The sequence below is a fragment of the Pseudarthrobacter sp. rb genome, assembly GCF_056389225.1.
On the sequence record NZ_JBWJAR010000001.1, the window covers coordinates 409,679 to 436,066 of the forward strand.

24 protein-coding genes and 2 riboswitches are annotated in these 26,388 nt (G+C 66.9%); of the genes, 18 read left to right on the plus strand and 6 right to left on the minus strand.

The window, feature by feature from the left end; genetic code table 11:
• Positions 1-13: 13 nt before the first annotated feature.
• Both ACWRN3_RS01740 and ACWRN3_RS01745 read left to right on the plus strand, forming a co-directional pair.
• On the plus strand, positions 14-517 hold the full coding sequence (locus ACWRN3_RS01740; protein WP_476739705.1) for a GNAT family N-acetyltransferase: 504 nt from the start codon (positions 14-16) through the stop codon (positions 515-517).
• 47 nt (positions 518-564) lie between these two features.
• On the plus strand, positions 565-945 hold the full coding sequence (locus tag ACWRN3_RS01745) for a RidA family protein (RefSeq protein WP_255174953.1): 381 nt from the start codon (positions 565-567) through the stop codon (positions 943-945).
• Positions 946-955: 10 nt separating this feature from the next.
• On the opposite strand, the gene ACWRN3_RS01750 is transcribed toward ACWRN3_RS01745, so the two are convergent.
• Both ACWRN3_RS01750 and ACWRN3_RS01755 read right to left on the minus strand, forming a co-directional pair.
• Positions 956-1,618: a response regulator gene (locus tag ACWRN3_RS01750; RefSeq protein ID WP_159632435.1), complete on the minus strand. Its 663-nt coding sequence runs from the start codon at positions 1,616-1,618 to the stop codon at positions 956-958.
• Positions 1,611-3,365: a sensor histidine kinase gene (locus ACWRN3_RS01755; RefSeq protein WP_476739706.1), complete on the minus strand. Its 1,755-nt coding sequence runs from the start codon at positions 3,363-3,365 to the stop codon at positions 1,611-1,613. The genes ACWRN3_RS01750 and ACWRN3_RS01755 overlap by 8 nt, the downstream gene beginning before the upstream one ends.
• A gap of 190 nt (positions 3,366-3,555) precedes the next feature.
• Between ACWRN3_RS01755 and ACWRN3_RS01760 the strand changes: the two genes are divergently transcribed.
• The 5 genes from ACWRN3_RS01760 to ACWRN3_RS01780 all read left to right on the plus strand — a co-directional run bounded on the left by ACWRN3_RS01760 (position 3,556) and on the right by ACWRN3_RS01780 (position 9,486).
• The gene (locus tag ACWRN3_RS01760; protein ID WP_476739707.1) at positions 3,556-5,025 is read left to right on the plus strand and encodes a CitMHS family transporter; all 1,470 of its coding nucleotides are present in this window, start codon (positions 3,556-3,558) and stop codon (positions 5,023-5,025) included.
• A 145-nt stretch (positions 5,026-5,170) separates the two neighbouring features.
• Complete coding sequence (gene gatC / locus ACWRN3_RS01765) at positions 5,171-5,467, plus strand: Asp-tRNA(Asn)/Glu-tRNA(Gln) amidotransferase subunit GatC (protein WP_043455998.1); 297 nt, start codon at positions 5,171-5,173, stop codon at positions 5,465-5,467.
• Between the two features lie 2 nt (positions 5,468-5,469).
• Positions 5,470-7,035: an Asp-tRNA(Asn)/Glu-tRNA(Gln) amidotransferase subunit GatA gene (gene gatA / locus ACWRN3_RS01770; protein WP_476739708.1), complete on the plus strand. Its 1,566-nt coding sequence runs from the start codon at positions 5,470-5,472 to the stop codon at positions 7,033-7,035.
• Positions 7,035-8,543: an Asp-tRNA(Asn)/Glu-tRNA(Gln) amidotransferase subunit GatB gene (gene gatB, locus ACWRN3_RS01775; protein WP_255174957.1), complete on the plus strand. Its 1,509-nt coding sequence runs from the start codon at positions 7,035-7,037 to the stop codon at positions 8,541-8,543. The genes gatA and gatB overlap by 1 nt, the downstream gene beginning before the upstream one ends.
• 235 nt (positions 8,544-8,778) lie before the next feature.
• The gene (locus ACWRN3_RS01780) at positions 8,779-9,486 is read left to right on the plus strand and encodes a hypothetical protein (RefSeq protein WP_476739709.1); all 708 of its coding nucleotides are present in this window, start codon (positions 8,779-8,781) and stop codon (positions 9,484-9,486) included.
• 22 nt (positions 9,487-9,508) lie between these two features.
• Here ACWRN3_RS01780 and ACWRN3_RS01785 read toward each other — a convergent pair whose 3' ends face one another.
• Entirely contained in the window at positions 9,509-10,420 is a 912-nt protein-coding gene (locus ACWRN3_RS01785) for a LysR family transcriptional regulator (protein WP_476739710.1), read from the minus strand.
• Between the two features lie 126 nt (positions 10,421-10,546).
• Here ACWRN3_RS01785 and tdh point away from each other — a divergent pair, with 126 nt between their 5' ends.
• The 6 genes from tdh to ACWRN3_RS01815 all read left to right on the plus strand — a co-directional run bounded on the left by tdh (position 10,547) and on the right by ACWRN3_RS01815 (position 16,967).
• Positions 10,547-11,593, plus strand: coding sequence for an L-threonine 3-dehydrogenase (gene tdh / locus ACWRN3_RS01790; protein WP_476739711.1), 1,047 nt, complete (start codon positions 10,547-10,549; stop codon positions 11,591-11,593).
• An 8-nt stretch (positions 11,594-11,601) separates the two neighbouring features.
• Positions 11,602-12,798: a glycine C-acetyltransferase gene (locus ACWRN3_RS01795; protein ID WP_255174959.1), complete on the plus strand. Its 1,197-nt coding sequence runs from the start codon at positions 11,602-11,604 to the stop codon at positions 12,796-12,798.
• A gap of 55 nt (positions 12,799-12,853) precedes the next feature.
• On the plus strand, positions 12,854-13,984 hold the full coding sequence (locus ACWRN3_RS01800) for an NAD(P)/FAD-dependent oxidoreductase (protein WP_476739712.1): 1,131 nt from the start codon (positions 12,854-12,856) through the stop codon (positions 13,982-13,984).
• A gap of 11 nt (positions 13,985-13,995) precedes the next feature.
• Positions 13,996-15,207: an imidazolonepropionase gene (gene hutI / locus ACWRN3_RS01805; RefSeq protein ID WP_476739713.1), complete on the plus strand. Its 1,212-nt coding sequence runs from the start codon at positions 13,996-13,998 to the stop codon at positions 15,205-15,207.
• 99 nt (positions 15,208-15,306) lie between these two features.
• Positions 15,307-16,095, plus strand: a complete 789-nt coding sequence (locus ACWRN3_RS01810) for a DeoR/GlpR family DNA-binding transcription regulator (protein ID WP_476739714.1) — start codon at positions 15,307-15,309, stop codon at positions 16,093-16,095.
• 92 nt (positions 16,096-16,187) lie between these two features.
• Positions 16,188-16,967: a CPBP family intramembrane glutamic endopeptidase gene (locus ACWRN3_RS01815; RefSeq protein ID WP_476739715.1), complete on the plus strand. Its 780-nt coding sequence runs from the start codon at positions 16,188-16,190 to the stop codon at positions 16,965-16,967.
• 65 nt (positions 16,968-17,032) lie between these two features.
• On the opposite strand, the gene ACWRN3_RS01820 is transcribed toward ACWRN3_RS01815, so the two are convergent.
• The gene (locus tag ACWRN3_RS01820) at positions 17,033-18,103 is read right to left on the minus strand and encodes an HNH endonuclease signature motif containing protein (RefSeq protein ID WP_476739716.1); all 1,071 of its coding nucleotides are present in this window, start codon (positions 18,101-18,103) and stop codon (positions 17,033-17,035) included.
• Positions 18,104-18,313: 210 nt separating this feature from the next.
• On the opposite strand from ACWRN3_RS01820, the gene ACWRN3_RS01825 reads away from it, so the two are divergent.
• Positions 18,314-18,499, plus strand: coding sequence for a hypothetical protein (locus ACWRN3_RS01825; protein ID WP_476739717.1), 186 nt, complete (start codon positions 18,314-18,316; stop codon positions 18,497-18,499).
• Between the two features lie 486 nt (positions 18,500-18,985).
• Here the strand turns inward: ACWRN3_RS01825 and ACWRN3_RS01830 are convergent, their stop codons facing one another.
• Positions 18,986-19,624, minus strand: coding sequence for a VOC family protein (locus tag ACWRN3_RS01830; protein ID WP_175318149.1), 639 nt, complete (start codon positions 19,622-19,624; stop codon positions 18,986-18,988).
• A gap of 161 nt (positions 19,625-19,785) precedes the next feature.
• A riboswitch (SAM riboswitch) is annotated at positions 19,786-19,900 on the plus strand.
• A 44-nt stretch (positions 19,901-19,944) separates the two neighbouring features.
• On the opposite strand from ACWRN3_RS01830, the gene ACWRN3_RS01835 reads away from it, so the two are divergent.
• The 4 genes from ACWRN3_RS01835 to ACWRN3_RS01850 all read left to right on the plus strand — a co-directional run bounded on the left by ACWRN3_RS01835 (position 19,945) and on the right by ACWRN3_RS01850 (position 25,316).
• Positions 19,945-21,267: a bifunctional o-acetylhomoserine/o-acetylserine sulfhydrylase gene (locus ACWRN3_RS01835; protein ID WP_476739718.1), complete on the plus strand. Its 1,323-nt coding sequence runs from the start codon at positions 19,945-19,947 to the stop codon at positions 21,265-21,267.
• Positions 21,268-21,369: 102 nt separating this feature from the next.
• Positions 21,370-21,485, plus strand: a riboswitch (SAM riboswitch).
• A 12-nt stretch (positions 21,486-21,497) separates the two neighbouring features.
• Complete coding sequence (gene metX / locus ACWRN3_RS01840) at positions 21,498-22,613, plus strand: homoserine O-acetyltransferase MetX (protein ID WP_476739719.1); 1,116 nt, start codon at positions 21,498-21,500, stop codon at positions 22,611-22,613.
• Between the two features lie 179 nt (positions 22,614-22,792).
• Positions 22,793-24,175: an MFS transporter gene (locus ACWRN3_RS01845; RefSeq protein WP_324644640.1), complete on the plus strand. Its 1,383-nt coding sequence runs from the start codon at positions 22,793-22,795 to the stop codon at positions 24,173-24,175.
• Between the two features lie 4 nt (positions 24,176-24,179).
• Positions 24,180-25,316 carry a zinc-binding dehydrogenase gene (locus tag ACWRN3_RS01850; RefSeq protein ID WP_476739720.1) on the plus strand — a complete coding sequence of 379 codons (1,137 nt, stop codon included), beginning with the start codon at positions 24,180-24,182 and terminating at the stop codon, positions 25,314-25,316.
• 61 nt (positions 25,317-25,377) lie between these two features.
• Here the strand turns inward: ACWRN3_RS01850 and ACWRN3_RS01855 are convergent, their stop codons facing one another.
• Positions 25,378-26,310 carry a LysR family transcriptional regulator gene (locus ACWRN3_RS01855; protein WP_255174966.1) on the minus strand — a complete coding sequence of 311 codons (933 nt, stop codon included), beginning with the start codon at positions 26,308-26,310 and terminating at the stop codon, positions 25,378-25,380.
• Positions 26,311-26,388: the final 78 nt, after the last annotated feature.

Below are 26,388 nucleotides of genomic sequence, written 5' to 3' on the forward strand. Positions count from 1 at the left end.
CTAGCATTGACGGGTGCAGCCGCAGATAACCATCCGTCCCGCCGTCGAGGCCGACTTCGCCGCCATTGCCCGCATCACCGGAGATTCGTATCTTTCGGCAGGCTACTTCGACGACGCAGCCCACCCTTACATGGTCAAGATCATGGATGTGGCAGAGCGCGCGGAGCAGGCCACCATCTGGGTGGCGGAGCGCGATGGAGCTGTGGTCGGTTCGGTCACGCTGGCGCTGGCGGGGGAGCCGTACGCGGATATCGCCCTGCAGGATGAGCTGGAATTCCGGATGCTGGTGGTGGACCCTGCCGTCCAGCGCAGTGGCGCCGGCAAAGCCATGGTCGAGGCCATCATCGGCCATGCCAGGACCCTTCCCGACATCCGTGCGGTGGCCCTCACCACCGGCCAAACCTGGGAGAGCGCGCACGGGCTGTACCGCAAGACCGGCTTCCGGCGGGTGCCTGAACGGGACTGGCTGGTCCCCGGAACCGACATAAAACTGCTGGTTTACCGGCGCGACCTGTAGCAGCCCTACAGTGGTGGCGACCCATTCCAGCTTTGAAAGGCCCACCCATGCGCAAAACCTTCGGCAGCGGATCCGTCTGGGAACAGACCCTCGGCTATTCCCGCGCCGTCCAGGTGGACAACACCCTCTATATCTCTGCCACCGCGGCCAGCGGTGACGACGGAATCGTGGGGGATGACTTCTACACCCAGACCCAGTACATCCTGCAGAAACTCGGCAAGGTCCTGGCCGACGCCGGCTTCGGCTACGGGGACGTGGTGCAGTCCAAGCTGTACCTGACGGACATCAGCAAATGGGAAGAGGCCGGCCGGGCCCACGGCGAAGTGTTCGGCGGGATCCGCCCCACTCTCTCCCTGGTCCACGTGCTCCCGTTCCTGGACCCGAAGATGCTCGTCGAGATCGAACTGGTCGCGCAGAAGAGCGAGTGATTTTCCGGCCCTACCGTGCCGGCAGGCCGTAGCGGTGTTCGGGCCTGCCGGTGGTGCCGTAGCGGAGCTGGATGTCCACCGCCCCGTCGTCCGCCAGCGAGGACAGGTACCGCTGGGCGGTGGCGCGAGAAACGCCAACCCGGGCGGCCACCTCGGCGGCAGAATACTGCTCGCCGGGGGCCAGTGATTCCAGCACCGCGGCCTCCGTCGCGGAGCGGGGTTTCGACGACGGCGTGACGTCCCCCGGGATCAGCGCACGTTTGGCGCGCTCCACGGCGTCCTGGTCCAGTGCCCCGGGCTGGCCCAGGAGGCGCCGGTACCGGGCATAGGAACGCAGCTGCTGGGACAATGACTCCGCCGTGAAGGGCTTGAGCAGGTATCCCAGCGCGCCGCGGCGGAACGCCACCCGGACGGACGCGGGATCGGATGCGGCGCTGAGGATGATCGTGTCCACATCCAGCTGCTGCAGCAGGTCCAGGCCGGAGGCGTCCGGAAGGTACACGTCCAGCAGCACCAGGTCCGGCCGCAGGCTGTGGATGGCCTGCAGTGCCAGCGACGCCGTACCGACAGGCGCCAGCGCCAGGAACCCCGCCACCGAATCCACGTAGGCGGCATGCAGCTTGGCCACGTGGAAGTCGTCGTCCACGATCAGGACCCGAAAATCGTCAGCCATTCTTATCCTTTCCGGCTTCCCCCGTGGTCTTTGCGGCAGCGCTTCCTGCCGTCGTGTGCGGAAGGGTGGCCATGAACACGGCACCCGGCCCGCCCCTGGCCCCGCGGTCGAGCACCTTCACGTCGCCGCCCCGGCGCCGGGCCAGCTGGCGGGCCAGCGCCAGTCCGAAGCCCTGACCGCCGCCGGCGCGGACCGGGCCGGAAGCGGTGGTGAAACCTTCGGCAAACACGGCCTCCGTGTCTGTGCCTTCTGCCAGCCCGTCGCCGGAGTCCGCCACCACGACGTGCAGCGTGCCGCCGTCGTCGCCTGGCTCATCCAGCACCTCCAGCTCAACCCAGCGGTCCGCGGACGAGCCGGCCACGGCGGCGTTGACGGCGTTGTCGAGCAGGTTCCCCAGCACCGTGGTCACATCCTGGGCATCGGTCACGTGCCCTCGGACCAGGGTCTCCGGCCCGATGCGCAGCGAGACGCCCCGTTCGTCGGCCTCCACGCCCTTGGCGCCGACGAAGGCCTGCAGGTACGGGTCCTGCAGCAGCTCGGCCTGGTCCACCGGGAACTTCAGCGGGCCGGTGGCGGCGAGGCCGGCAAGGTAGTCGCGCGCTTCCTGGTGCTGGCCGATGCCCAGGAAACCGGCAAGGGTGTGCAGTTGGTTGGCGAACTCGTGCCGCTGGGCGCGCAGCGCGGTGGACATGGTGCCCACGGCGTCGAGTTGCCGCGTCAGCTCCTGCAGTTCCGTGCGGTCGCGCAGCATGACCACCCAGCCCAGGTCCTCCCGGCGGTGCAGCGCCTTGCGCGCATTCACCACCAGCACCCGGCCCCCGGCCACCAGTTCGAGGGCGTCCTGGTTTGATCCGCCGCTGGCTACCGCCGGGCCGGCAACCCTTGGGCCGGGGCGCGTGAGGGACTTCAGCTGTTCCGGGACGGGCGCGTCCTCCCAGCTCGACCCGGAAAGGTCCGGCAGGCCAAGCAGCCGCTGCGCGGCGGCGTTGAAGACGCTGACCCGGCCGTCGGCACTGACGCCGATCACGCCGTCGTCCACGCCCTGGAGCACCGCCACCTGGTCGTGCACCAGCGTGCTGATTTCCTCCGGCTCCAGGCCCAGGGTGAGGCGCTGCAGGCGGCGGCGCAGCAGGAAGGAGCCCAGGACCCCGGCCAGGAGGGCGCCCGCGGCGGTCAGTGCCACGGGGCCGATGTCGCGCGCCACGCTCTGGGCCACGGTTTCCATGGAGTAGCCCACGCTCACCTCGCCCACCACCGTGCTGGTGCCGGGTGCGTACACCGGAACCTTTGCGCCGGCGGACGGGCCGAGTGTTCCGGTGTTCCGGGTGGTGATCTCCTGCCCGGACAATGCTTCCGACGGGTCGGTGCTCACCTTTTCTCCCAGCCGCTGCGGATCCGGGTGGGCGAGCCTGATGCCCGTTTCGTCGGTAATCACCACGAACAGCGCCCCGGTCCGGGTCCGCGCTGCCTCCGCCGACGCCTGCAGCGGCCCGCCCAGGAGCTCTGCCGCCGGGGGAGTGCCGGGCTGGTCACTGATGGCCAGCACATCGGCGCGGACCTCAGGGTCGGACGCAACAGTCCGGGCCAGCGTCAGTGCCTGGTTCTCCGCATCGCTGCCCACCCGGTCGTAGGTCAGCCAGGCGTGGACGGCGGTGCTCAGCAGCACCACCAGCAGCACCACGGCCAGTTGGAGCAGCAGCGTCTGGGTGGAAAACCGCAGCGGCCGCCGGGGCATGGAACGCTGCATTCATCCTCCTTGACGGGTGGTGGCGGCCCATGGTTTAAGCGCACAAGCACGGTGAGCACAATGAGCAAAATGCTCCCAATAAGCAGTATGCCAATCAATTGAGCCAAAGGCACTGCCGTGACGTCCGCCACCCTACAGTCTGTAGCACGCGTCACACCGCTGTGCCGCTGTTCACAAGAAGGAGCCGGCTGTGCTGGTAATACTTGGATTCGCCATGATCGCGGTATTCATGGTGCTGATCATGACGAAGAAGTTGACGCCAGTGCTGGCGTTGATCATTGTCCCTACTGTTTTTGGCCTGTTCGCCGGCGCCGGCCTGGGCATCGGCGACATGGTGATGGACTCCATGAAGTCCATGACCTCCACCGCGGCCCTGCTGATGTTCGCCATCATCTACTTCGGCCTGATGATCGACGTCGGGCTCTTTGACCCGCTGGTGAAGTTCATCCTCCGCAAGCTGGGCAACGACCCCGCCAAGGTGGTCCTGGGCACCGCGATCCTGGCCGCCGCCGTGTCCCTGGACGGCGACGGGTCCACCACCTTCATCCTCACCACCGCCGCGATGCTGCCGGTCTACCTGCGCCTCAAGATGAGCCCCGTGGTCCTCACCTGCGTGGCCGGCCTGGCCAACGGCACCATGAACATCCTGCCGTGGGGCGGCCCGACGGCCCGCGCCGCCACCGCCCTGAAGATCGACGTCAACGACGTCTTCGTCCCCATGATCCCGTCCCTCGTGGCCGGCCTGGTGGTCGTCTTCGCCTTCTCCTGGCTGCTCGGCCTGCAGGAACGCAACCGCCTCCGCGCCACCGCCCCCGAGATCTGGGGCGTGCCGGACACTGCGGAAGAGTTCGACGGCGGCACCTCCGCAGGTGCCTCCGGAACCCCCGCTTCCGGAACCGGCCGCGGCCGCAAGGGCGGCAACCCCGGCGGAGCAGCCCCCGCCGGTGGTTCGGTTGCAGTCCTGGACCGCACCGAAACCCTCGTGGACGAGCACGACTCCGCCATGGCGGACACCGCGCTCGATCCCAACCGCAGCACCCTGCGCCCCAAGCTGTTCTGGTTCAACCTGGTCCTGACCGTCGCCGTCATGGTGGTGCTCGTCGCCAACGTCATCCCGCTGCCGTTCGTGTTCATGGTGGGCGCCGCGATCGCCCTGCTGGTCAACTTCCCCAAGGTCAAGGACCAGGGCGCCCAGCTGATTGCGCACGCACCGTCAATCGTGGCCGTGGTCAGCATGGTCATGGCGGCCGCCGTCCTCACCGGCGTCCTCAAGGGCACCGGCATGGTGGAAGCAATGTCCGCGTGGCTGGTCCAGATCATCCCCACCTCCATGGGCCCGTTCATGGCCGTCATCACCGGTGTGCTCAGCATCCCCATGACGTTCTTCATGAGCAATGACGCGTTCTACTTCGGCGTCCTGCCCGTCCTCAGCGAAACCGCGGCCCACTACGGTGTCGGCGCCGCTGACATGGCCCGGGCCTCCATCACCGGCCAGCCCTTCCACCTGCAGAGCCCGCTGGTTCCGGCCATCCTGCTGCTGGTCTCGCTGGCCAAGGTGGACCTGGGTGACCACCACAAAAAGGTCCTGTGGCGCACCGCCGTCATCTCCCTGGTAATGCTCGGAGTCGGCATGCTGACCGGAGCCATTGGAATCGGCTAGTCTGTAGCTGCCCGTGATCCTGTCCCCGAGGCAGGCCGGGTGTCGAAGGTGCCCGTCTGACGCCCGCTGGGGGATGTCAGACGGGCATCTGCGTTTCCGCACTAGACTGGATCGGAAAACAATCCGAACTTTGCAGGGGAGATCCATGGCTGCGATCAACCGTGACGACGTCGCGCATCTCGCGCGGCTCGCTCACATCGAGATGAGTGCCGAAGAGCTGGACAGGATGGCCGGCGAGCTCGCCGTCATCGTGGATTCGGTCAAGTCCGTCAGCGAGGCCGCGGGGGACGACGTCCCGGCCACCTCGCACCCCATTCCGCTCACCAACGTGTTCCGCGAGGACGTTGTGGGACACACCTTCACCGCGGAACAGGCACTCTCCGGCGCACCGGACTCCGATGACAACCGTTTCAAGGTCCCGGCCATCCTGGATGAGGCATAACCATGACTGAAAAGAACACCACCGCCGGCACCCTGATCCGGCTGTCCGCCGCGCAGCTCGCGGAGAAACTCCGCGCCGGCGAGGTCGCCGCCGTCGAAATCACCCAGGCCCACCTGGACCGCATCGCCGCCGTCGACGGGCAGGTCAATGCCTTCCTGCACGTCAACGCGGAGGAAGCACTCGCCGTCGCCGCCGAGGTGGACGCCATCCGCGCCGCAGGCGGCGCGGAAGCCGAAGCACTGCACTACCTCGCCGGCGTTCCCATCGCCGTCAAGGACCTGATCGTCACCGTCGGCCAGCCCACCACCGCCGGCTCGAAGATCCTCGAAGGCTGGCACAGCCCGTACGACGCCACCGTGGTGGAGCGCCTGCGTGCCGCAAAGATGCCCATCCTGGGCAAGACAAACCTGGACGAGTTCGCCATGGGCTCCTCCACCGAGCACTCCGCCTACGGCCCCACCCGCAACCCCTGGGACCTGGACCGGATCCCCGGCGGCTCGGGTGGTGGCTCCGCTGCCGCCGTCGCCGCTTTCGAGGCGCCCCTGGCCCTGGGTACGGACACCGGCGGCTCCATCCGCCAGCCCGGCGCCGTCACCGGAACCGTTGGTGTGAAGCCCACCTACGGCAGCGTCTCCCGCTACGGCGCCATCGCCATGGCATCCTCCCTGGACCAGATCGGCCCAGTCACCCGCACCGTCCTGGACTCCGCCCTCCTGCACCAGGTCATCGGCGGCCACGATCCCCGCGACTCCACCTCCCTGCCCGAACCCCTGGCGGACCTCGTTGCCGCTGCGAAGACCGGCAACGTCGAGGGCCTGCGGATCGGCATCATCAAGGAACTGCACGGCGAGGGCTACCAGGCCGGCGTCGAAAACCGCTTCAACGATGCCCTGGAGCTGCTCAAGGAAGCCGGCGCGGAGATCGTGGAGGTCTCCTGCCCCAACTTCCAGTACGCCCTGGGCGCCTACTACCTGATCATGCCGTCCGAGGCCTCTTCCAACCTGGCCAAGTTCGACGGCGTCCGGTACGGCCTGCGCGTCCTCCCCGAAGAGGGCCCCATGACCATCGAACGCGTGATGGGTGCCACCCGCGCCGCCGGCTTCGGTGACGAAGTCAAGCGCCGCATCATCCTGGGCACCTACGCCCTGTCCGCCGGGTACTACGACGCCTACTACGGCTCCGCCCAGAAGGTCCGCACCCTGGTGCAGCGGGACTTCGAGGCCGCTTTCGCGCAGGCTGACGTCCTGATCTCGCCCACCGCCCCCACCACGGCGTTCCCGCTTGGCGAAAAACTGGACGATCCGCTGGCCATGTACCTCAACGACGTCGCCACCATCCCCGCCAACCTTGCCGGCGTCCCCGGCCTGTCCCTGCCCGGCGGCCTGGCCGACGAGGACGGGCTGCCTGTCGGTATCCAGCTGCTGGCCCCGGCCCGCGAGGACGCCCGCCTGTACCGGGTGGGTGCAGTCCTTGAATCGCTGCTCGAAGCCAAGTGGGGCGGCCCGCTGCTGGCCCAGGCGCCCGACCTTGCCGTTGCCGGAACCCTCGAAACCCAGGAGGCAAAATAATGAGCACTGACGACATCCTGAGCTTCGACGAGGCCATGGAGAAGTACGATCCCGTCCTGGGGTTCGAGGTCCACGTGGAGCTGAACACCAAGACCAAGATGTTCTCCTCCGCCCCCAACGTCTTCGGCGACGAGCCCAACACCAACGTCAACGAGGTGGACCTGGGCATGCCCGGCGTCCTGCCCGTGGTGAACAAGACGGCCATCGAGTCCTCCATCAAGATCGGACTGGCGCTGAACTGCAAGATTGCCGAATCCTGCCGCTTCGCCCGGAAGCAGTACTTCTACCCGGACACCCCCAAGAACTTCCAGACGTCCCAGTACGACGAGCCCATCGCCTACGACGGCTACCTGGACGTTGAGCTCGAGGACGGCACCGTGTTCCGCGTGGAGATCGAGCGCGCGCACATGGAGGAGGACGCCGGGAAGCTGACCCACATGGGTGGCGCCACCGGGCGGATCCAGGGCGCCGATTTCTCGCTGGTGGACTACAACCGTGCCGGTGTTCCGCTGGTGGAAATCGTCACCAAGCCCATCGAGGGAGCCGGGTCCCGCGCACCGGAACTGGCCAAGGCCTACGTGGCGGCCGTCCGGGAGATCGTGAAGAACCTGGGCGTGTCCGACGCGAAGATGGAACGCGGCAACGTCCGCTGCGATGCGAACGTGTCGCTCCGCCCGCACGGCCGTGAGCGGTTCGGCATCCGTTCCGAGACCAAGAACGTGAACTCGCTGCGCGCCGTGGAGCACGCCGTCCGCTACGAGATCCAGCGCCACGCTGCCGTCCTGGACTCGGGTGAACCGGTGATCCAGGAGACCCGCCACTGGCACGAGGACACCCGCACCACCACGTCCGGCCGCGCCAAGTCCGACGCAGACGACTACCGCTACTTCCCGGAACCGGACCTGGTTCCCGTGGTGGCCTCCCGCGAATGGGTGGAGGAACTGCGCGCCACCCTGCCCGAGCCGCCGGCCGAGCGCCGCAAGCGCCTCAAGGCTGACTGGGGCTACTCCGACCTCGAATTCCGCGACGTGGTCAACGCCGGCGTCCTGGACGAAATCGAGGAAACCATCGCCGCCGGCGCCACGGCTTCCGTGGCCCGCAAATGGTGGATGGGTGAGATCGTGGGCCGCGCCAAGGCCGCCGACGTGGACCCCGGCCAGCTGGGCGTTGAAGCTGCCACGGTGGTGGAGCTGAGCCGCATGGTTGAGGCGGGCAAGATCAACAACAAGATGGCCTCCCAGGTACTGGACGCCGTGCTCGCCGGTGAGGGCACCCCGGAGGAGATCGTGGAGAAGCGCGGCCTCGCCGTCGTATCCGACGACGGGCCCCTCCTGGAAGCCATCGACGCCGCACTCGCCGCGCAGCCCGACGTCGCGGACAAGATCCGTGGCGGCAAGGTGCAGGCCATCGGTGCGATCGTGGGCGGGGTCATGAAGGCCACCCGTGGACAGGCCGACGCCGGCCGCGTGAAGGAACTGATCCTGGAGAAGCTGGGCGTCACCGTCTAAGGCTCCTCCCGCTGTTTTCTCCCGGCCGGGCCGGGGTTGGCATCCTTGTGAAACCTCACATTGATGCCAACCCCGGCCCGGTTTCGCCTTAACTACCTGTTGGGTACTCAGGCGAAGGCCTGCGTAAGTACCCGTGGTTGGGCGGCCGTGGCGGACTTACACTTGAGCCCACAGGGCGCCGGTGCCCTGGCAGCGTGCGGGAGGAACAACCATGGTGGTCCGGGAACCTATGAGGATGCGCAAGACAATGCTCGCCGGGGCGGTGGCTCTGGCACTCAGCGGGACTGGGGCCGCCCTCGCCTGGTCGGCCACCGGAACGCCGGCACCTTCCCCCTCGACCCCCGGCCAGCAGGGAGCGCCCCAGCAGGGAGTGCCGGGCAAGGACGCTGCGCCTGGACAACAGAACAAGCAGGACAGGAAAGCCCAGCGCGGGCAACTCCTGCACGGCGAAGCCGTAGCCAGGAAGCCCGACGGAACCTACCAGACGGTCCTGGAACAGAACGGGACCGTGGAGTCGGTCAGCGATTCAGCCATCACCGTCAAAAGTGATGACGGCTTCTCCCAGACCTACACCGTCAATGGCGACACGAAGATCATCAGGATTCCGGCAGCGCCGGCCAGTTCAGGATCCACAGACGGTCCGGAAGCAACCCCCAGCCCGGAAGCAACACCCACCCGGGGGGCAACGGGCGACGACGGCAAGCGGCTCAAACCGACGGACGGAACCATCGCGGACATCGCCGCCGGGGACACCGTGCGCATTACCGGCGTCAAGGACGGGGACAAAGCCACTGCCGCGCGGATCGTGAAGGGCGCCGGTAACGGGCCCGGCCTGGGGCTGGGGCGTGGGTTGGGACGCGGGCTGGGACATACGCCGGGACACAGCCCGGGCCTTGGACACAAGACGGGCAAGGGCAACCACCAGGACGGCGAGGACTCCTGAGTTCCGGGCCGCCGGCTCCGGCTCAGCCCTGTTTCACCAGCCCCGCCATGATGTCCTCCAGCGCCTCGCAGACCATCACTACGGAGCGGCGCTTAAGGTTCTCCGGCCGGGCCAGCAGATCGATCCTGCGGCGGGTGCTGATTCCCTCCAGCGGACGCAGCACGATGTCCGGGTTCAGGACCGGGCCCGCGGTGTATCTGGGGAGCAGCCCCACCACGCCGCCGGCAGCCACGAGGGCCGCCACCGTGGAATAGTCGTTGATGCGGTGGACGATATTAGGCTCGCGGCTGGAGAGGGCAGCGACGGCGGACAGGACATCGGCGGGGGAGTAGCCGGGGTGGCTGGTCACCCAGGCCTCTGTGCCGACGTCGTCCGCCGTGACCGTCTCCTTTTGGGCCAGGGGATGGCCGGCGGGCAGCGCCACGTCCAGCGGCTCATGTGCCAGCGGGATCACCGCAACCCGCTCCGCCGGCCAGCGGGGACTGTGGTCCATGCGGTGCGCCAGCACCAGGTCGTACCGGGCGGTGAGGGCCGGGAAGTCCTGTTGCGCGACGTCCTCGTCGGACAGCTCGATCCGCGGGTGCTCCGGCCGGTCCAGCATGCGGGCCAGCGGCGCGAACAGGGCCTGCCCCGCGCTGTGGAAGCCGCTGACGGTCACCCTTCCGGCGGGCGAGCCGTGGTAAGTACCGAGCGCGCCGCGGGCATCGGCCATGGCGCTGACGACGGCGGCGCCCGCGTCGGCGAGAACCTGGCCGGCCTCCGTCAGCACCAGGTTCCGGCCCTCCTTTCGCGTCAGCGGCACCTCCACGGTGCGCTGCAGGTGCGCCAGTTGCTGCGACACTGCCGACGGGGTGACCATGAGCGTATCGGCCACTGCCTTCACACTGCCCAGGGCGCCCAGTTCCCGCAGGATTTCAAGCTGATGAACCTCCATACATCCACTCTAATCATTAGCTACAGCTACATCGTCGATTGAGAAAATCCCTGTTGTGCTAAAGCATCGGCAGGGCTTCAATGGGGACGTACCCCGCAGATTGAATGCCAAGCAGTAAGGATGCCAATGAAGGCCCTGTATAAAGCCGGCCCCCACGCCGGATTCGAGCTCGTCGAACGGCCCGAACCCGCAGCAGGCCCGGCTGACGTGAAGATCCGGGTCATGACCACCGGAATCTGCGGCACGGATCTGCACATCCAGTCCTGGGACGCCTGGGCGCAGGGGATCATCGAAGCCCCCCTGATTGCCGGCCACGAGTTCTACGGCGAAGTGGTGGAAGTGGGCGAGGACGTCCGGGAGGTCAAGGTCGGGGACAGGGTCTCCGGCGAAGGCCACGTCGTGTGCGGCATCTGCCGGAACTGCCGCGCCGGACGCCGCCAGATGTGCATCCACACGGTCAGCGTGGGAGTCCAGCGCGATGGTGCCTTTGCCGAATACGTCGTGATCCCCGAAACCAACGTCTGGGTCCACCACGATCCCTCCGTCACGCCCGAACTCGGTGCCATCTTCGACCCCTTCGGAAATGCCGTCCACACAGCACTCAGCTTCCCGCTGGTGGGCGAGGACGTGCTCATCACCGGCGCAGGCCCCATCGGCCTCATGGCCATCGCCGTGGCCCGCCACGCCGGAGCGCGGAAGATCGTCATCACGGACGTTTCCCGGCCGCGGCTGGACCTGGCACGGCAGCTCGGAGCCGATCTTGCCATCGACGTCTCCACCACCCGGGTGCGCGACGCCCAACGTGAGCTGGGCATGCGCGAAGGGTTCGACGTCGGAATGGAAATGTCCGGCCACCCCTCGGCCCTGCCTGAGATGATCGACAACATGAACCACGGCGGCCGGATCGCCATGCTGGGCCTGCCCAGCCAGGAGATCACCATCGACTGGGGCAAGGTGGTTACCCACATGCTCACGCTCAAGGGCATCTACGGCCGTGAAATGTACGAAACCTGGTACGCCATGAGCGCCATGCTCTCCTCCAGCCCGGTGCTGCACGCCGGCATCTCCGCCGTGGTGACGGACACGCTGCCCGCCACGGAATGGGAAAAAGGCTTCGAGATCGCCCGCAGCGGCGTGGGCGGCAAAGTTGTCCTCGACTGGACCCGACTGTAAGGAACCCCATGTACACCTCCATCAAGGACCAGCTGCGCGAAGAACTGGACGGAATCCGCACCGCGGGACTGTACAAGACCGAACGCAGCATCAGCTCGCCGCAGTCCAGCCACATCACCGCCGGGCAGATCGGCGGCCCGGGAGCTGACGTGCTCAATTTCTGTGCCAACAACTACCTGGGCCTGGCCGACCACCCGGACATCATCAGCACGGCCAAGGCCGCCATGGATGAGCGCGGCTTCGGCATGGCCAGCGTCCGGTTCATCTGCGGCACCCAGGACCTGCACCTCGAGCTGGAAGCCAAGGTGTCCGCGTTCCTGGGCACCGAGGACACCATCCTGTTCTCCAGCTGCTTCGACGCCAACGGCGGCGTGTTCGAGTCCCTGCTGGGCCCGGACGACGCCGTGATTTCCGACGCGCTCAACCACGCCTCCATCATCGACGGCATCCGCCTCTGCAAGGCGCGCCGCTACCGCTACGCCAACCAGGACATGGCCGAACTCGAGGCCCGCCTGCAGGAGGCACAGGACGCCCGCCGGACACTGATTGTCACCGACGGCGTGTTCTCCATGGACGGCTACCTGGCCCCGCTTGAGGCCATCTGCGACCTTGCCGACAAGTACGGCGCCATGGTCATGGTGGACGACTCCCACGCGGTGGGCTTCATGGGCGCCACCGGTGCGGGCACTCCCGAGCACGCCGGCGTCTCTGACCGGGTGGACATCTACACCGGCACCTTCGGCAAGGCCCTGGGTGGAGCTTCCGGTGGCTACGTCTCCGGGCGCGGCGAGATTGTCGCGATGCTGCGCCAGAAGGCGCGGCCCTACCTGTTCTCCAATTCCCTGGCCCCCGCCATCGTTGCCGCCACCCTCAAGGCGCTGGACCTGGTGCAGAACTCGGCCGACCTTCGACGCCGCCTGTTCGAAAACGCCGGGCTGTTCCGCCGCCGCATGACCGAAGAGGGGTTCGACCTGCTGCCCGGCGAGCACGCGATCGTGCCGGTCATGTTCGGCGACGCCGTCATGGCGGCCAAAGTGGCGGACCGGATGCTGCAGCACGGCGTCTTCGTCACTGCCTTCAGCTTCCCCGTAGTTCCGCGCGGTGCCGCAAGGATCCGGGTGCAGCTCTCCGCCGCGCACTCAGCGGACGACGTCGAAGCGTGCGTAGGTGCCTTCGTCGCCAGCCGGGCCGAGGCGGCAGCCTGACGGGACTCCCCGACAGCGGGGTTTCAGTCCGCAGGAACTCTGTCAGGATGGACGAATGGCAGCACACTACGATGTCCTGATTGTGGGCGGCGGCATCGCCGGCCTGTCCCTGGCGTCCGCCCTGGCCGGCCGCTGCAGCGTTGCCCTGGTGGAGGCGGAGCAGGAACTGGCGTACCACACGTCCTCCCGCTCCGCCCGCCAGCTGATCCCCAGCTACGGGCCTCCCGTGGTGCAGGAGCTTACCGTCCGGACCCTTGAGCTGCTCGCAGCCCGCGACGCGGAATCGCCCGAACCCGTCCTGACGCCGCGAAGTTTTATGCTGGTGGGCTCTGCGGAGGATGTCGCCGCGGAGGCCAGCGGGCACATGCAGACCATTTCGGTGGACCGTGCCCTTGAGCTGTGCCCGGTGCTGAAGTCGGGAACCTTTGAAGCCGCCGGACTGGATAGCGGCTCCTTTGGCTGCAATGCGCCCCTGCTGGTGGAGGACCACCGCAAACGGGCGCTCGCCGCCGGCGCCGACATCATCACCGGCGCGCGCGTGCATTCCGCACAACGGCTGGGTTCCGGCTGGCTGGTGGGTGCCGGCGCAGAGGGTTTTGAGGCCACGGTAATGGTCAATGCCGCAGGTGCTTGGGCGGACGAGCTGGCGGTGCTCAGCGGCGTTGAGAAGTTGGGACTCCAGCCGTTCCGGCGCACCGCGGCGATTGCCGCCGTCGACCGTCCCTTGCCCGCCGCTACCCCCATGGTGGCGGCGGCGGACAACACGTTCTATTTCCGGCCGGACGGGCAGGACGTGCTGATTTCTCCCTCGGAGACTGTGCCCAGCGGGCCCGAAGATGCGCGCCCGCGCCCCGGCGATGTGGAACGCCTGGTGGAAAAGCTCAACGCGTTCACCAGCCTGGGGATCAGCGGCATCCGCCGGGCATGGACGGGCCTGCGAACGGAAGCTGCGGACGGGGTGCCGGTGGCCGGGTTCGACGCCGAGGCTGCCGGGTTCTACTGGCTGGCAGGGCAGGGCGGCTATGGCTTCCAGACTTCGGCCGCCATGGCCGAGCTGGCAGCGGGCCAGATTCTGTCCGCGCTGCACTCTTCCGGCGGTGCCGCCCTTGCCGAAGGGGCTATGGATGGTCCGGAATCCCGGACAGCGCAGGCCCTGGCAGCCACACGCTGGTCCATCCGACGCTGAAGAATGATTCCATGAGCACCTTGATCACCAACATCGCCGAGCTGATGACCCAGGACCTGGAACACCGGGTGTTGAAGGACGCGGCGGTGGTGGTCGAGGGCGAACGGATCTCCTGGATCGGGGCGGCGGCGGATGCTCCCGCAGCGGATGACGCCGTCGATGCCGGCGGCCGGGCCATGCTGCCGGGGTGGGTGGACTCGCACAGCCACCTGCTGTTCGCCGGGGACCGCACCGCAGAATTCGAGGCCCGGATGGCGGGGGAGGCCTACGCCGCCGGCGGCATCGCCGTCACCATGAACGCCACGCGTGCCACGTCCGATTTCGACCTCACCCGCCTGGCCATGGGGCGGGTGGCCGAGGCCGCATCCCAGGGCACCACCTACCTGGAAACCAAGACCGGCTATGGCTTGGACGTTGAGCATGAGGCCCGGAGCGCGCGTATTGCCTCCACTATCGCGGACCAGGTGACCTACCTTGGTGCGCACCTGGTGCCCGCCGGGCAGGATCCGGAGGCTTATACGGACCTGGTCTGCGGGCCGATGCTCGCCGCGGTCCGCCCGTACGTCCAGTGGGCTGACGTCTTCTGCGAGGAGGGCGCGTTCAATGCCGAGCAGTCACGCCGGGTGCTGGTGGCGTGCCGTGACGCCGGGCTGGGGCTGCGCGTGCACGGCAACCAGCTCGGTGAAGGCCCCGGCGTGCAGCTCGCTGTGGAGCTGGGCGCGGCCAGCGTTGACCACGTCAACTACCTTGCCGCGCAGGACGTCAAGGCCCTGGCTGCCTCCTGGTCCGGCTGGGATCCCTCCGCAGGAACAGGCGGGCGTGGCACTGTGGCCACCTGCCTCCCTGCCTGCGACCTTTCCACCCGCCAGCCGTTGGCCCCCGCCCGTGAGCTCCTGGACGCGGGTGTGCAGGTGGCACTGGCTTCCAACTGCAACCCCGGCACGTCGTACACCAGTTCCATGGCCTTTTGCGTGACAACGGCCGTCCTCCAGATGCGGCTGAGCGTGCACGAGGCTGTCCGTGCCGCCACCTACGGCGGCGCCCTGGCGTTGCACAAGGAAGCCGGCCGGGATGCCGACGGTGAACGCGCCGTGGGGTCGATCGCCGTCGGGCACCGGGCCGACCTGCACCTTCTGAACGCGCCGTCCGCCACGCATCTCGCTTACCGGCCGGGGATGCCGCTGACGTACGCTGTGTGGCGGGCCGGAACCCGGGAACGGTAATCAACGGAGGCGCTTTGATTGTTCCTGATTGTTTCCCTAAGGTTATAATCAGGAAACGTCATCAGGAGTGGTGGCTGATGCATCGAAAGGCCCGCTTGTATGACGCGTACCGACCGGCTGACGGCGATTCTCGACCTGCTGGCCAAGACCGGGCAGGTGGAGGTTGACGAGATCGTCAGCACCCTCAATGTTTCCCCTGCCACGGCCCGGCGCGACCTGGACAGCCTTGCCAAGCGACGCCTGCTCACGCGGACCCGTGGCGGCGCCACCACGGGCGCCCTCGCATACGACCTGCCCGGACGTTACAACCGCGACGACCACGCGGAAGCCAAGGAACAGATCGCGCAGTGCGCCTCGGCCTTGATCCGGCCGGGTACGGTGATCGGTCTCTGCGGGGGCACCACCAGCACCGCCCTTGCGCAGATCCTGGCCACCCGCGAGGACCTGAACGCACCCTCCAACCAGCCGACGCTCACGGTGGTGACGAATGCCATCAACATCGCCGGCCAGCTTGCGGTCCGGCCCAATATCAAGGTGATGGTGACCGGCGGCATCCTGAACCCGCGTTCGTATGAACTCGTGGGGCCCTATACGGACATCATCATGCAGAAGGTAGTGCTGGACATCGCCTTCATCGGTGTCAACGGCATCGATCCGGAGGTGGGACCCACCAACACGGGGGAAGGCGAAGCCTCTGTCAATGCCTTGCTGGCTTCCCGCGCCAGGGTGTCCTACGTCCTGGCTGATTCCTCGAAAGTTGGCGTGCGGGCATTTGCCACCATGGACGGCTATGACTTCACCCGACTGATTACCGATTCCGGCATCTCTGCGCGCGACAAGGCAGCCTTCGAAGCCAACGGCACGGAAGTGATTGTCGCACCCGCCTAAATCCCTTGGGCTGTGCGCGGTCCGGGTACAGTGCTGCCCAACACCTGCCGCTCCATCAGGCCGGATCCAGAAACTGAAGGCAAGATGGGAACATGCTGGTTCCCTCCCGCCGTCGACTGCGGCTCGAAGTCTGGATCGTCCTGGGCCTGTCCCTGGGCCAGTCGGCCGTCTACTCCGTGGTGCAGCTGCTCGACAAGATGACCCGCGCCCCGCTGGCCGAGGGCACCTCCACCCTGAACCGGTCGCAGAGCACCCGCGAGTACTTCGACCTCACCTATCAGCTGCTGGATATCATCTTTGCGCTGGTTCCGGTGCTGCTGGTCTTCTACTTCCTCACCGACCAGCGGCAGGCGACACCGGGCGATGCCGGTAATCCCGGTTCAGCATTCCGGAAGCTTGGGTTCAACTTTGCCCGGCCCGGCAGGGACCTGCTGCAGGGCCTGGGGCTCGCGGCGCTGATTGGCATACCGTCCCTGGGGCTTTATGCCGCCGGCCGGGCTCTCGGCATCACCACCGCCATCATTCCCAGTGCACTGGATGCGTATTGGTGGACTGTTCCGGTCCTGATCCTGTCGGCGATGCGCCACGCGGTGCTCGAGGAAGTCATTGTGGTGGGCTACCTCCTGGACCGCTTCGGCAAGTTCGGGTGGAGCACGCCGCTCGCCATCGCCGTCAGCTCGCTGCTGCGCGGCAGCTACCACCTCTACCAGGGCTTCGGTCCCTTCATTGGAAACGCGGTGATGGGGGTGGTCTTCGCCTGGTTGTACACCCGCACCAAGCGCGTCATGCCCCTGGTCATCGCCCATGCGCTGCTGGATATCGTGGCTTTTGTTGGCTTCAGCCTCTTCGGCAAGGCCATGGGGCTGGGGTAGCTGCGCAGGCGGCCCGGCGGGCCGGTGATGTTCCCCGGGCGGTATGGGTGCTGTGGTTCTAAACATCACGCAGGGTCAAATTTCCAACAACAGCAACTGCCAGTCCGACTGGGGGTCAGCGGGCAGGTCGTAGAACCTTGCATGGAACTCATCCCACAGGGGATCAGCAGGGCAAAGCTCGTTCCAATCCAGCACGTTGTCACCTGGCGGGTCCTCGACAGGCGGATCTGGCCACACCGGCATCCCCGCGAGGAACTCTTGCCACAACGGATCTTCGGATAGGTCCGGCCCGCGCCATGGTGGCGCCGTGACCAGCTGAGCAGTGCCGGTAAGCCGAGCAGTGTCCTTAAGCCGAGCAGCGTCATCAGGTCCAGCCCTGGATCCGCGCGGAGTTGGCGCCTCAGTTTGTCCCGCGACAGCATCCACCGGCAGAAATCCTGGTGGCCAGTGCGTTGGGCTGCGTCCTGGTGTTCGGGTTTGTAGTGCCTGCCTGTTGGTGAGGTCCAGCCGGGCGGTTGGTTTTCGGTTGCTGTGCTGGGTGTCCATTGGCTGTGGTGCTTGAGCCGGTGGTGCTTGGGGCAGAGTTGGGCCAGGTTGTTGGCGTTGGTGGTGCCACCGTGTTGCCAGGCGGTGAGGTGGTCGGTGTCGTTGTCGCTGGTCTTGTTGTTGCAGCCGGGGAAGGTGCACTTGGCATCCCGCATCCTGATCCAGCGTTTGATGGTTTCGGTGAGCCGGTAGTTTTTGCGGCCGATTTCCAAGGGTGCCCCGTCACGGGGGTCGACGAGGACCCGGTAGAAGGAGTCCGCCCCGTCCGCGACGAGCCTGCGTGCCATGGATGCCGGGATCGGCCCGAAACCATCCAGTACGGCGGGTTCATCGGTCTGGCCGAGGAGGGAGAGTACCGGCACGGTGACCAGGACGTCGGCCCGCGGCGCAGGGACCTTCCCGATCTCTGTGGGTTTCCCGGTTTGTGTGGTGTGCCCGGCGCCGAGGAGGAGGCTGGCGGCGATGTCGGGGCGGAGCTGGGTGAGGGTGCGCTCTTCGGTGGGGCCCTGGAGGCCGCGTGCGGTAGCAGTGGTCCGGTTCCAGATGGCGCATGCGGTGTCCCCGGGGAGGTAGAGGGAGACCCAGGCCATGCCGTCCCGGTCGGGGTGTATTCCATCCGCCGGTCAGCCGCCCCCTTGGCGTGCCGCTTCTCGATCGAGTCAGGGTGGTGGCGTTCCCGCCAGCCACGGACCTTGGCCCGGAACCGGGACGGGACGAGCTCACCGGGGGCCGCGCCGCGGGCGGGGTTGGGTGCATCGGGGTCGAAGAAGTGCGCCACCAGAGAGGCCGCGCCCTCGGAGGTGAGGCCTTCGGTTTCGTCGGCGATGATCTTCGCGTGCTGCCAGGACAACACGCCGGCGGCCAGTGCGTCCATGACGGGTGGCAGGGAACAGATCCGCCGCGACTGCTCCACCAAAGCGCCCGCGGCCGCGGAACTGATGGTCAGGACTCCCGCGATCTCCTCCACCACGGACATGTCCGCGTAAGCGCGGTCCTGGATTGAGGCGTCCGGCGGCGTCATCGCCTCCTGGAACTCCACTGCCTCAGCGGCGTCCCATGCCTTCACCGCTGCAAGTTGTGCTTCCAGGCGGGACGCGGCTTCCAGGCGTTCCAGCCGGATCTCATACCGCCGCTGCAACACATCACCGGCACCGACATGAGCGCCGGAAGCCAGGGAAGCGTCCTCTTCCTCCAGCGCATCGAGGGCAGCAACAGAGGCATGAATACCCTCCAACGCCACCGCAACACCATCGCTGATTTCCATAGCAACATCATCCGACGAGGCACTGACATTCAAAGTGTTGGCCGTTTTAGTTGACACCGCCCGGGACTCCCGACCCGGCAGCCACTTAAACGAATTCGGCCGCCATTGGGTGGTGACGCCGTTGTCACCACCCAATGGCGGCCGAAGCTTGCCTGGGCGCAACCCAGGAACCTCCCGGACCGGGCCGGACAGGCGGGAGGGAGGAGCGTCAGATAGTGACGGCCCCGTTGGCGGTCTCAAAGGTGACCGAGAGGATGCCCGGGGTCCCGTGCGGGGCGACCCATTCGACCGCAACGTCCTCGAGCGGCTTCTCCACCGGCTCACCCAGCCACTCGGTGACGCGCGAGGCGGAACCGGCGATGGTCAGGCAGCTCATCTTGAGGTTGCTCTCGTACGCATTGGACGGGTGGAGCGATGGATCGCCCTCCCACTTGAGCATGTACGGGACCTGGGGATCGGCGATGAGGCCCAGGATGCCAATCTGCTTCCAGACCAGCTCGCGGCCGTCCGGGAATTTGCGGTTGCCGTTCACGGCGGCGCGGCCCAGGCGTTCCTCGAAGGGGGCGAGGTCGTCCACTTCGACGCACCAGCCCATCCACCCGCCACCGGCAGCGGAACGGGCACGCACTGCCTGCCCGAAGGGTGCCTTGTCCGATGCCGGGTGGTCCAGTACCTCGACAACTTCGAGGTACTTGTGCCCGGCGAGCGGAATGATCATATTTCGGGTTCCGAAGCGGGGGTGTACGCCACCCTTCACTGCCTCAACGCCGAGGGCAGTTGCAATACGTTCGGTAGTGGCCGCGAGGCCATCGTGTTCACAGGCGTAAGAGACGTGATCCATGCGCATGCGAACATCTTGGCACTTTGTGATCCGGCTCTCAGCTAAGGGTGCCCTTACTAGCATTTGTCGTGCGCGGCGCCCCGGTACCGGAGCCAACAGGGGCGCCGGAAGACCATGTTCGTCACAATGCTGTCCACAGCGGCTGTCCGGTTCCTAGACTGGGCCCAGGTCATGAGTGCCAGCGACAAGCCCCGGCTCGCTGGCCGGCAACCCTCCATCCGCGGTGGGGTGCCCCGGGTGAGGACCTGGCTCTCCGGCAACAGCCGGGAGCAAGCGCGGCCCGTACTGCCGGTGAGCATGCCGGGCCCATGTCAAAGGAGATTTGGATGTCCAACGGATGGTCCTTCGAAACCCGCCAGATCCATGCAGGCCAAACGGCGGACAGCGCCACGGGTGCCCGCGCCCTGCCCATCTACCAGACCACGTCATTCGTGTTCCCCAGCGCTGAAAGCGCTGCCAACCGTTTTGCCCTGGCTGAACTTGCGCCCATCTACACCCGCATTGGCAACCCAACCCAGGACGCCGTCGAGCAACGGATTGCCAGCCTCGAAGGAGGCCTGGCCGCGCTGCTGCTGAGCTCCGGGCAGGCCGCGGAAACCTTCGCTGTCCTGAACATCGCCGAGGCAGGCGACCACATCGTGGCCAGCCCCAGCCTTTACGGCGGAACCTACAACCTGTTCGCCCACACGCTGAAGAAGTTCGGCATCTCGGTGACCTTCGTAGCCGATCCGGACAACCTGGACCAGTGGCGCGATGCCGTCCAGCCCAACACCAAGCTCTTCTTCGGTGAAGTGGTCTCCAACCCGCGCCAGGACGTCCTGGACATCGAGGGCATCTCCCAGGTGGCCCACCAGGCGGGCGTGCCCCTGATCGTGGACAACACCCTTTCAACCCCCTACCTGATCCGCCCGCTGGAGTGGGGAGCAGACATTGTGATCCACTCGGCCACCAAATACCTTGGCGGCCACGGCTCCGCCATCGCCGGTGTCATCGTCGATTCCGGCAAGTTCGATTTCGGCAAGGATCCGGAACGGTTCCCCGGCTTCAACACCCCGGACCCGACGTACAACGGCCTGGTCTACGCACGCGACCTCGGTGAAGGCGGCGCGCTCGGCGCCAACCTCTCCTACATCCTCAAAGCCCGGGTGCAGTTGCTGCGCGACCTGGGCTCGGCCGTCTCGCCCTTCAACGCGTTCCTGATTTCCCAGGGCCTGGAGACGTTGAGCCTGCGGGTGGAGCGCCACGTTGCGAACGCCACGGAAGTGGCGCGCTGGCTGGAGGCAAGGGACGACGTCGAATCCGTCGCCTACGCGGGTCTTCCCTCCAGCCCCTGGTACGAGCGTGGCCGCAAGTACGGACCCAAGGGGACGGGCGCCGTCGTGGCCTTCAACCTGGTCGGCGGGGCAGAGGCGGGCAAGCGCTTCGTCGACGCCCTGGAGCTGCATTCCCACGTGGCCAACATCGGCGACGTCCGCTCCCTGGTCATCCACCCGGCGTCGACCACGCACAGCCAGCTTTCGCCGGAGCAGCAGGTTGTAGCCGGCGTTCACCCGGGCCTGGTCCGGCTTTCCGTCGGCCTGGAGCACATCGACGACATCCTCGCCGACCTGGAGGCAGGCTTCCGGGCCGCCAAGGGCGCCAACCAGTAGCCCCAAACACGATGACGCAGCATGTGCCGGCCGGCAAGCCGGGAAGTCACAACCAGTCATACTCTTGGCCTGGAGTGGGGGGTGTTTCGTACACTCGAACCAGGTCATGAGTGCCAGTGACAGCCCCGGCTTGCTGGCCGGCAACCCTCCATCCGCGGTGGGGTGCCCCGGGTGAGGACCTGGCCTGCCGGTCAGACGACGGCAGGCAAGCGCGTAGAAGAGGTCTTGCCATGACGGTTACCGTCGCCCGAACCACCATTCCCGAACATGGAATTGTCCGTTACGCCTCCATCGGGGGACTGGAACTCGAGGCCGGGGGATACCTCCCGGATGTCACCCTGGCCTATGAAACCTGGGGGACGCTCAACGCGGACGCCAGCAACGCCATCCTGATCGAGCACGCGCTGACCGGCAGCACCCATGTGACCCGCGGCGACACCGACGAAGAAGGCTGGTGGGAACAGCTGGCCGGCCCCGGCGCTCCCGTGGACACGGACCGCTTCTTCGTGGTGTCCATCAACATTGTTGGTGGCTGCTACGGATCCACCGGCCCGTCATCCCCCGCGCCTGACGGAAAGCCCTGGGGCTCCAGGTTTCCCCTCGTCACGCTGCGCGACAGCACTGTTGCTGAAGCCAGGCTGGCGGACCAGCTGGGCATCAAGAGCTGGTTCGCCGTCCTTGGCGGGTCGATGGGCGGCGCCCGCGCCCTGGAATGGGCGGTGACCTACCCGGAGAGGGTGCAGCGCTGCGCCGTGATCTCCGTGGGAGCCGCCAGCACTGCCGAACAGATTGCTTTCGCGCAGGCCCAGACGCTGGCCATCCGGCAGGACCCCAACTTCAACGGCGGGGACTACTACGGCGGTCCGTGTCCGGAAGACGGGCTGGCACTTGCCCGGCGCATCGCCCACATCACCTACCGGTCGGCCGCGGAACTGGAAGGCCGCTTTGGCCGGGCACCCCAGGCGCCCGAATCACCCCTGCAGGGGGAAATTCTCGCCTCCCGCGGCCGCTACCAGGTGGAAAGCTACCTGGACCACCAAGGGAACAAGCTGGTGAAGCGCTTCGACGCCAACAGCTATATCGCCCTGACCGAGGCGCTGATGAGCCACGATGTGTGCCGGGGGCGGGGAACCTTGGCCGAAGCCCTGGCCACCTCCACGGCACGGTTCTTCGTGGCCGCCGTTGACTCGGACAGGCTCTATTTTCCGTCGCAGTCCCACGAACTGGCCCAGGCCCTGCCCGGCGACGTGGACGTCCATGTCATCCAGGCGCCGATCGGGCACGACGGGTTCCTCACCGAGATCGGGCAGTTGGGCGGCCGGCTGCGGAGCAGCTTCCTGGTCTAGGCGCAGCCTGGCGGACAACCGGCATTGTGCATTCCTGCAGATGCCTTCTGCACTAATCGGCGTTGAGGTTGCACCGCAGGCAGACCATACTCATCGAATCCGGCTTTCGTGGTGTGCATCACACCCGTCTGCCATTGACTGGTCCCCGTGGTGTCGACGACGACGCCGAAGGAGTTCGCATGAGTACGGAAAGCTCCGCCGCAAGGCGTACAGAGGAAACCGACGTCAAGGCCTCAGGCCTTAAGAAAGTGGTGACGGCTTCCATGGCCGGCACCGTCGTGGAATGGTATGAATTCTTCCTCTACGCATCGGCCGCCACCCTGGTGTTCGGGAAGGCCTTCTTCCCCAACGCCGGCACGGAACTGGACGGCATCATCGCCGCCTTCCTCACCTACGCCGTCGGTTTCGTCGCACGCCCCATCGGCGGCATCGTCTTTGGCCACTTCGGCGATAAGTTCGGCCGCAAGCAGCTGCTGCAGCTGAGCATCATCCTGGTGGGCGTCTCCACCTTCCTGATGGGCTGCCTGCCCACCTTCGGACAGATCGGCTACTGGGCCCCCACGCTGCTGGTCTTCCTGCGGTTCGCCCAGGGCTTTGCCGTGGGCGGGGAGTGGGGCGGCGCCGTCCTCCTCGTCGCAGAGCACAGCCCCAGCAAGTCACGCGGTTTCTGGGCCAGCTGGCCGCAATCGGCAGTGCCGCTCGGCAACCTGCTGGCCACGGCCGTGCTGTTCGTCCTCTCCTCCACGCTGACGCAGGAGGCGTTCCTGGGCTGGGGCTGGCGCGTGGCGTTCTGGCTCTCCGCCGTGATCGTCCTGATCGGCTACTACATCCGCACCAAGGTCAACGACGCCCCCATCTTCCTGGAGGCCCGCAAAGAGGTGGAGGCGGGCCACAAGGGTTACGGCGTGGCCGAGGTGTTCCGGCGCTACCCGCGCGGGGTCTTCACCGCCATGGGCCTGCGCTTCGCGGAAAACATCCTGTACTACCTGGTGGTCACGTTCTCCATCACCTACCTTAAGACCGTGGTGCAGGCTGACACCACGCGGATCCTGCTGCTGCTGCTCCTTGCGCACGCCGTCCACTTCGCGGTGGTTCCCATGGTGGGCAAGCTGTCGGACCGCTTCGGCCGCAAGCCCGTCTACATGGCCGGCGCCATCATGGGTGCCACCTGGGGTTTCTTTGCCTTCCCCATGATGGACACCAAGAACGATGTCATCATCCTGGCGGCCATCATGATCGGCCTGGTGTTCCACGCCTTCATGTATGCCGGGCAGCCCGCCATCATGGCGGAAATGTTCCCCACCCGGATGCGGTACTCCGGTGTCTCCCTGGGGTACCAGGTGACGTCCATCGTGGCGGGCTCGCTGGCGCCGATCATCGCAGCCTCCCTGCTGGGAACGTACAAGTCCTCCGTCCCGGTGGCGGTGTACCTGCTCATCGCGTGTGCCATCACCGCCGTCGCGGTCTTCTTCCTGAAGGAAACCCGGGGCATCTCGCTGCACGACGTTGACGCGGCCGACGCCAAGGGCACGGCAGACCTGCTCGCTGCCAGCAAGAAGTAGGCCCATGAAAGCCGCCGTCCTCTATTCCACCGTTCCCGCCCCGGCCGGCGCCGAGGGCAAACAGAGCTACGCCGAGTCCCGGCCCCTGCTGGTGCAGGAGCTGGATCAGCCGGAGCCGCGCGCCGGTGAGCTCGGAGTTTCCATCACCTACTCGAGCCTGTGCCATTCGGACCTTTCCGTGGTGGACGGGTCGCGCGTCCGGCCCCTTCCCATGGCCCTGGGACACGAGGCCGTGGGGCGGGTGGTGTCCGTTGGCGACAGCGTCTCCGACGTGTCCGTGGGCGACCATGTGGTTCTGGTCTTCGTGCCCAGCTGCGGCCAGTGCCGGGCCTGCCTTTCCGGCAGGCCCGCGCTCTGCCACAGGGCAGCTGAGGTGAATGGATCCGGAGACCTGCTCCATGGTCCGGCACTCTTGCGGACGCCCGCGGGGGAGCGGATCAACCACCACCTGGGCGTTTCCGCCTTCGCTGATTACGCTGTGGTAGCGCGGGAATCAGTGGTGGTGATTGACGACGACGTCCCGGACACCGTCGCGGCGATGTTCGGTTGCGCCGTGCTCACCGGAATGGGATCGGTGTTCAACACCGCCGGAGTCGGCCCAGGCCAGTCCGTGGCAGTCTTCGGCCTGGGAGCGGTGGGCCTTTCCGCCGTGATGGCAGCCCGCCTCGCCGGGGCCGCCAGTGTGATCGCCATCGATCCCAACCGGGGGAAGCACCAGCTGGCCCGCGACGCCGGGGCCACCGCGGTGGGGACGCCGGAGGACGCGGGGCGGTTGATTGAGGAAGCAGCCGGTGACGGCGTTGACGTCGCCATCGAGGCGGTGGGCTCGGCCGGTGTGATCGCGTCCTGCCTGGAGCGGGTCACCAGGGGTGGCGCCGTGGTCTCCGTGGGCCTGCCCCACCCGTCCGCGGAGTTGACGGTACCGGCCCTGCAGTTCGCCGGCGCCGGCAAGCGGCTGCTGGGCTCCTACATGGGTGACGCCGTTCCAGCGCGGGACATCCCCAGGTACCTCGGGTACTGGCGGGAGGGCAAACTGCCGGTTGAGCTGCTGCACACCGATACCCGGCCACTCAGCGAGATCAATGAGGGCCTTGATGCGCTCGCAGCGGGGGAGGTAGTGCGGCGGCTCTTTCAGGCCTGAACTGTCGCGCCTGAATTTTCGGGCCTGAACCGTCAGGCCCGATTCTCCCCGTCCCGGCTCCTCACCCGGCGAGCAGCAACGAGCGCTCCTTCACCTCGTCCTTCAGGGCCGCGATCACGGCCTGCACCCGCGCTGACCGAAGTGACTCCGGCCTTGCAACAGCCCAGATTGGCAGCTGGCGCTCAAAATCACCTGGCAGCACGGGGACGAAATCTTCACGGTCTCCCACCATGAAGTTCGGAAGCAGCCCAATTCCGGCGCCCTGGCGCACCGCCTCGACCTGGGCGAACACGCTCGTGGCCTGGAAGCTTGTCCTGGGCGTCGGAAGCTGCGATGACCAGCGGGGCCCAAGCTCCGCCACCTGGAGCGCAGACTCCACGTAAGAGACAAACGCGTGCTGCCCCACGTCGTCGAGCGTTTCCGGCAGCCCGTGCTGCGCCGCATAGGCGGGGCTGGCGTAGAGGCGCAGGTAGTAGTTGCTCAGGAAGATGGTCTGCGCGGTACTGACGTCGGCCCGGCCCACCACGATCTCCAGGTCCACCCCTGACCGGTTCTGGCTGACTTTCCGGGTGGCGCTCAGCATTTCGATGTTCAGCTGCGGGTTCTGCTGCTGGAGCCGCACCAGCGACGGGGTGACGAACACGGCTCCAACTCCGTCGGTGGTGGCGACCCGGACCAGGCCGGCAAGGGCACTCTGGTCCTGGCTGATCAGGCCCGACAACGAGCCAAGCGTGCTTTCGATCGCCTCCGCCGCCTCCACTGCGGCCGCACCAAGCTTCGTCAACTCCCAGCCGTGCGGGCTGCGCTCCAGGGTGCGCCCGCCCAACTGTTTGTCCAGGGCGAGGATCCGGCGGGAAATAGTGGTGTGGGTGGTTCCCAGGGTCTCGGCCACCGCATTGAACCGGCCCAGGCGCGCCACGGTCAGCAGGATGAGCAGGTCGTCGGGGCTGGGCAACCGTCTCGAATCCACGGGCGGCCTTCCTCTTGTGTGCATCAATGCACAGAGCGTCTGTAATTTTTCCCCTTGATTGCACTCTAGCAGGGTGTGATCGTAGACACAGACATGCCGGCA

Coding starts and splice junctions, on each gene's coding strand:
- ACWRN3_RS01745 (WP_255174953.1), top strand. CDS start 565: ATGCGCAAAACCTTCGGCAGCGGATCCGTCTGGGAACAGACCCTCGGC.
- ACWRN3_RS01750 (WP_159632435.1), bottom strand. CDS start 1,618: ATGGCTGACGATTTTCGGGTCCTGATCGTGGACGACGACTTCCACGTG.
- ACWRN3_RS01755 (WP_476739706.1), bottom strand. CDS start 3,365: ATGCAGCGTTCCATGCCCCGGCGGCCGCTGCGGTTTTCCACCCAGACG.
- gatC (WP_043455998.1), top strand. CDS start 5,171: ATGGCTGCGATCAACCGTGACGACGTCGCGCATCTCGCGCGGCTCGCT.
- gatA (WP_476739708.1), top strand. CDS start 5,470: ATGACTGAAAAGAACACCACCGCCGGCACCCTGATCCGGCTGTCCGCC.
- gatB (WP_255174957.1), top strand. CDS start 7,035: ATGAGCACTGACGACATCCTGAGCTTCGACGAGGCCATGGAGAAGTAC.
- ACWRN3_RS01780 (WP_476739709.1), top strand. CDS start 8,779: ATGCGCAAGACAATGCTCGCCGGGGCGGTGGCTCTGGCACTCAGCGGG.
- ACWRN3_RS01785 (WP_476739710.1), bottom strand. CDS start 10,420: ATGGAGGTTCATCAGCTTGAAATCCTGCGGGAACTGGGCGCCCTGGGC.
- tdh (WP_476739711.1), top strand. CDS start 10,547: ATGAAGGCCCTGTATAAAGCCGGCCCCCACGCCGGATTCGAGCTCGTC.
- ACWRN3_RS01795 (WP_255174959.1), top strand. CDS start 11,602: ATGTACACCTCCATCAAGGACCAGCTGCGCGAAGAACTGGACGGAATC.
- ACWRN3_RS01800 (WP_476739712.1), top strand. CDS start 12,854: ATGGCAGCACACTACGATGTCCTGATTGTGGGCGGCGGCATCGCCGGC.
- hutI (WP_476739713.1), top strand. CDS start 13,996: ATGAGCACCTTGATCACCAACATCGCCGAGCTGATGACCCAGGACCTG.
- ACWRN3_RS01810 (WP_476739714.1), top strand. CDS start 15,307: ATGACGCGTACCGACCGGCTGACGGCGATTCTCGACCTGCTGGCCAAG.
- ACWRN3_RS01815 (WP_476739715.1), top strand. CDS start 16,188: ATGCTGGTTCCCTCCCGCCGTCGACTGCGGCTCGAAGTCTGGATCGTC.
- ACWRN3_RS01820 (WP_476739716.1), bottom strand. CDS start 18,103: ATGGCCTGGGTCTCCCTCTACCTCCCCGGGGACACCGCATGCGCCATC.
- ACWRN3_RS01830 (WP_175318149.1), bottom strand. CDS start 19,624: ATGCGCATGGATCACGTCTCTTACGCCTGTGAACACGATGGCCTCGCG.
- ACWRN3_RS01835 (WP_476739718.1), top strand. CDS start 19,945: ATGTCCAACGGATGGTCCTTCGAAACCCGCCAGATCCATGCAGGCCAA.
- metX (WP_476739719.1), top strand. CDS start 21,498: ATGACGGTTACCGTCGCCCGAACCACCATTCCCGAACATGGAATTGTC.
- ACWRN3_RS01845 (WP_324644640.1), top strand. CDS start 22,793: ATGAGTACGGAAAGCTCCGCCGCAAGGCGTACAGAGGAAACCGACGTC.
- ACWRN3_RS01850 (WP_476739720.1), top strand. CDS start 24,180: ATGAAAGCCGCCGTCCTCTATTCCACCGTTCCCGCCCCGGCCGGCGCC.
- ACWRN3_RS01855 (WP_255174966.1), bottom strand. CDS start 26,310: ATGCACACAAGAGGAAGGCCGCCCGTGGATTCGAGACGGTTGCCCAGC.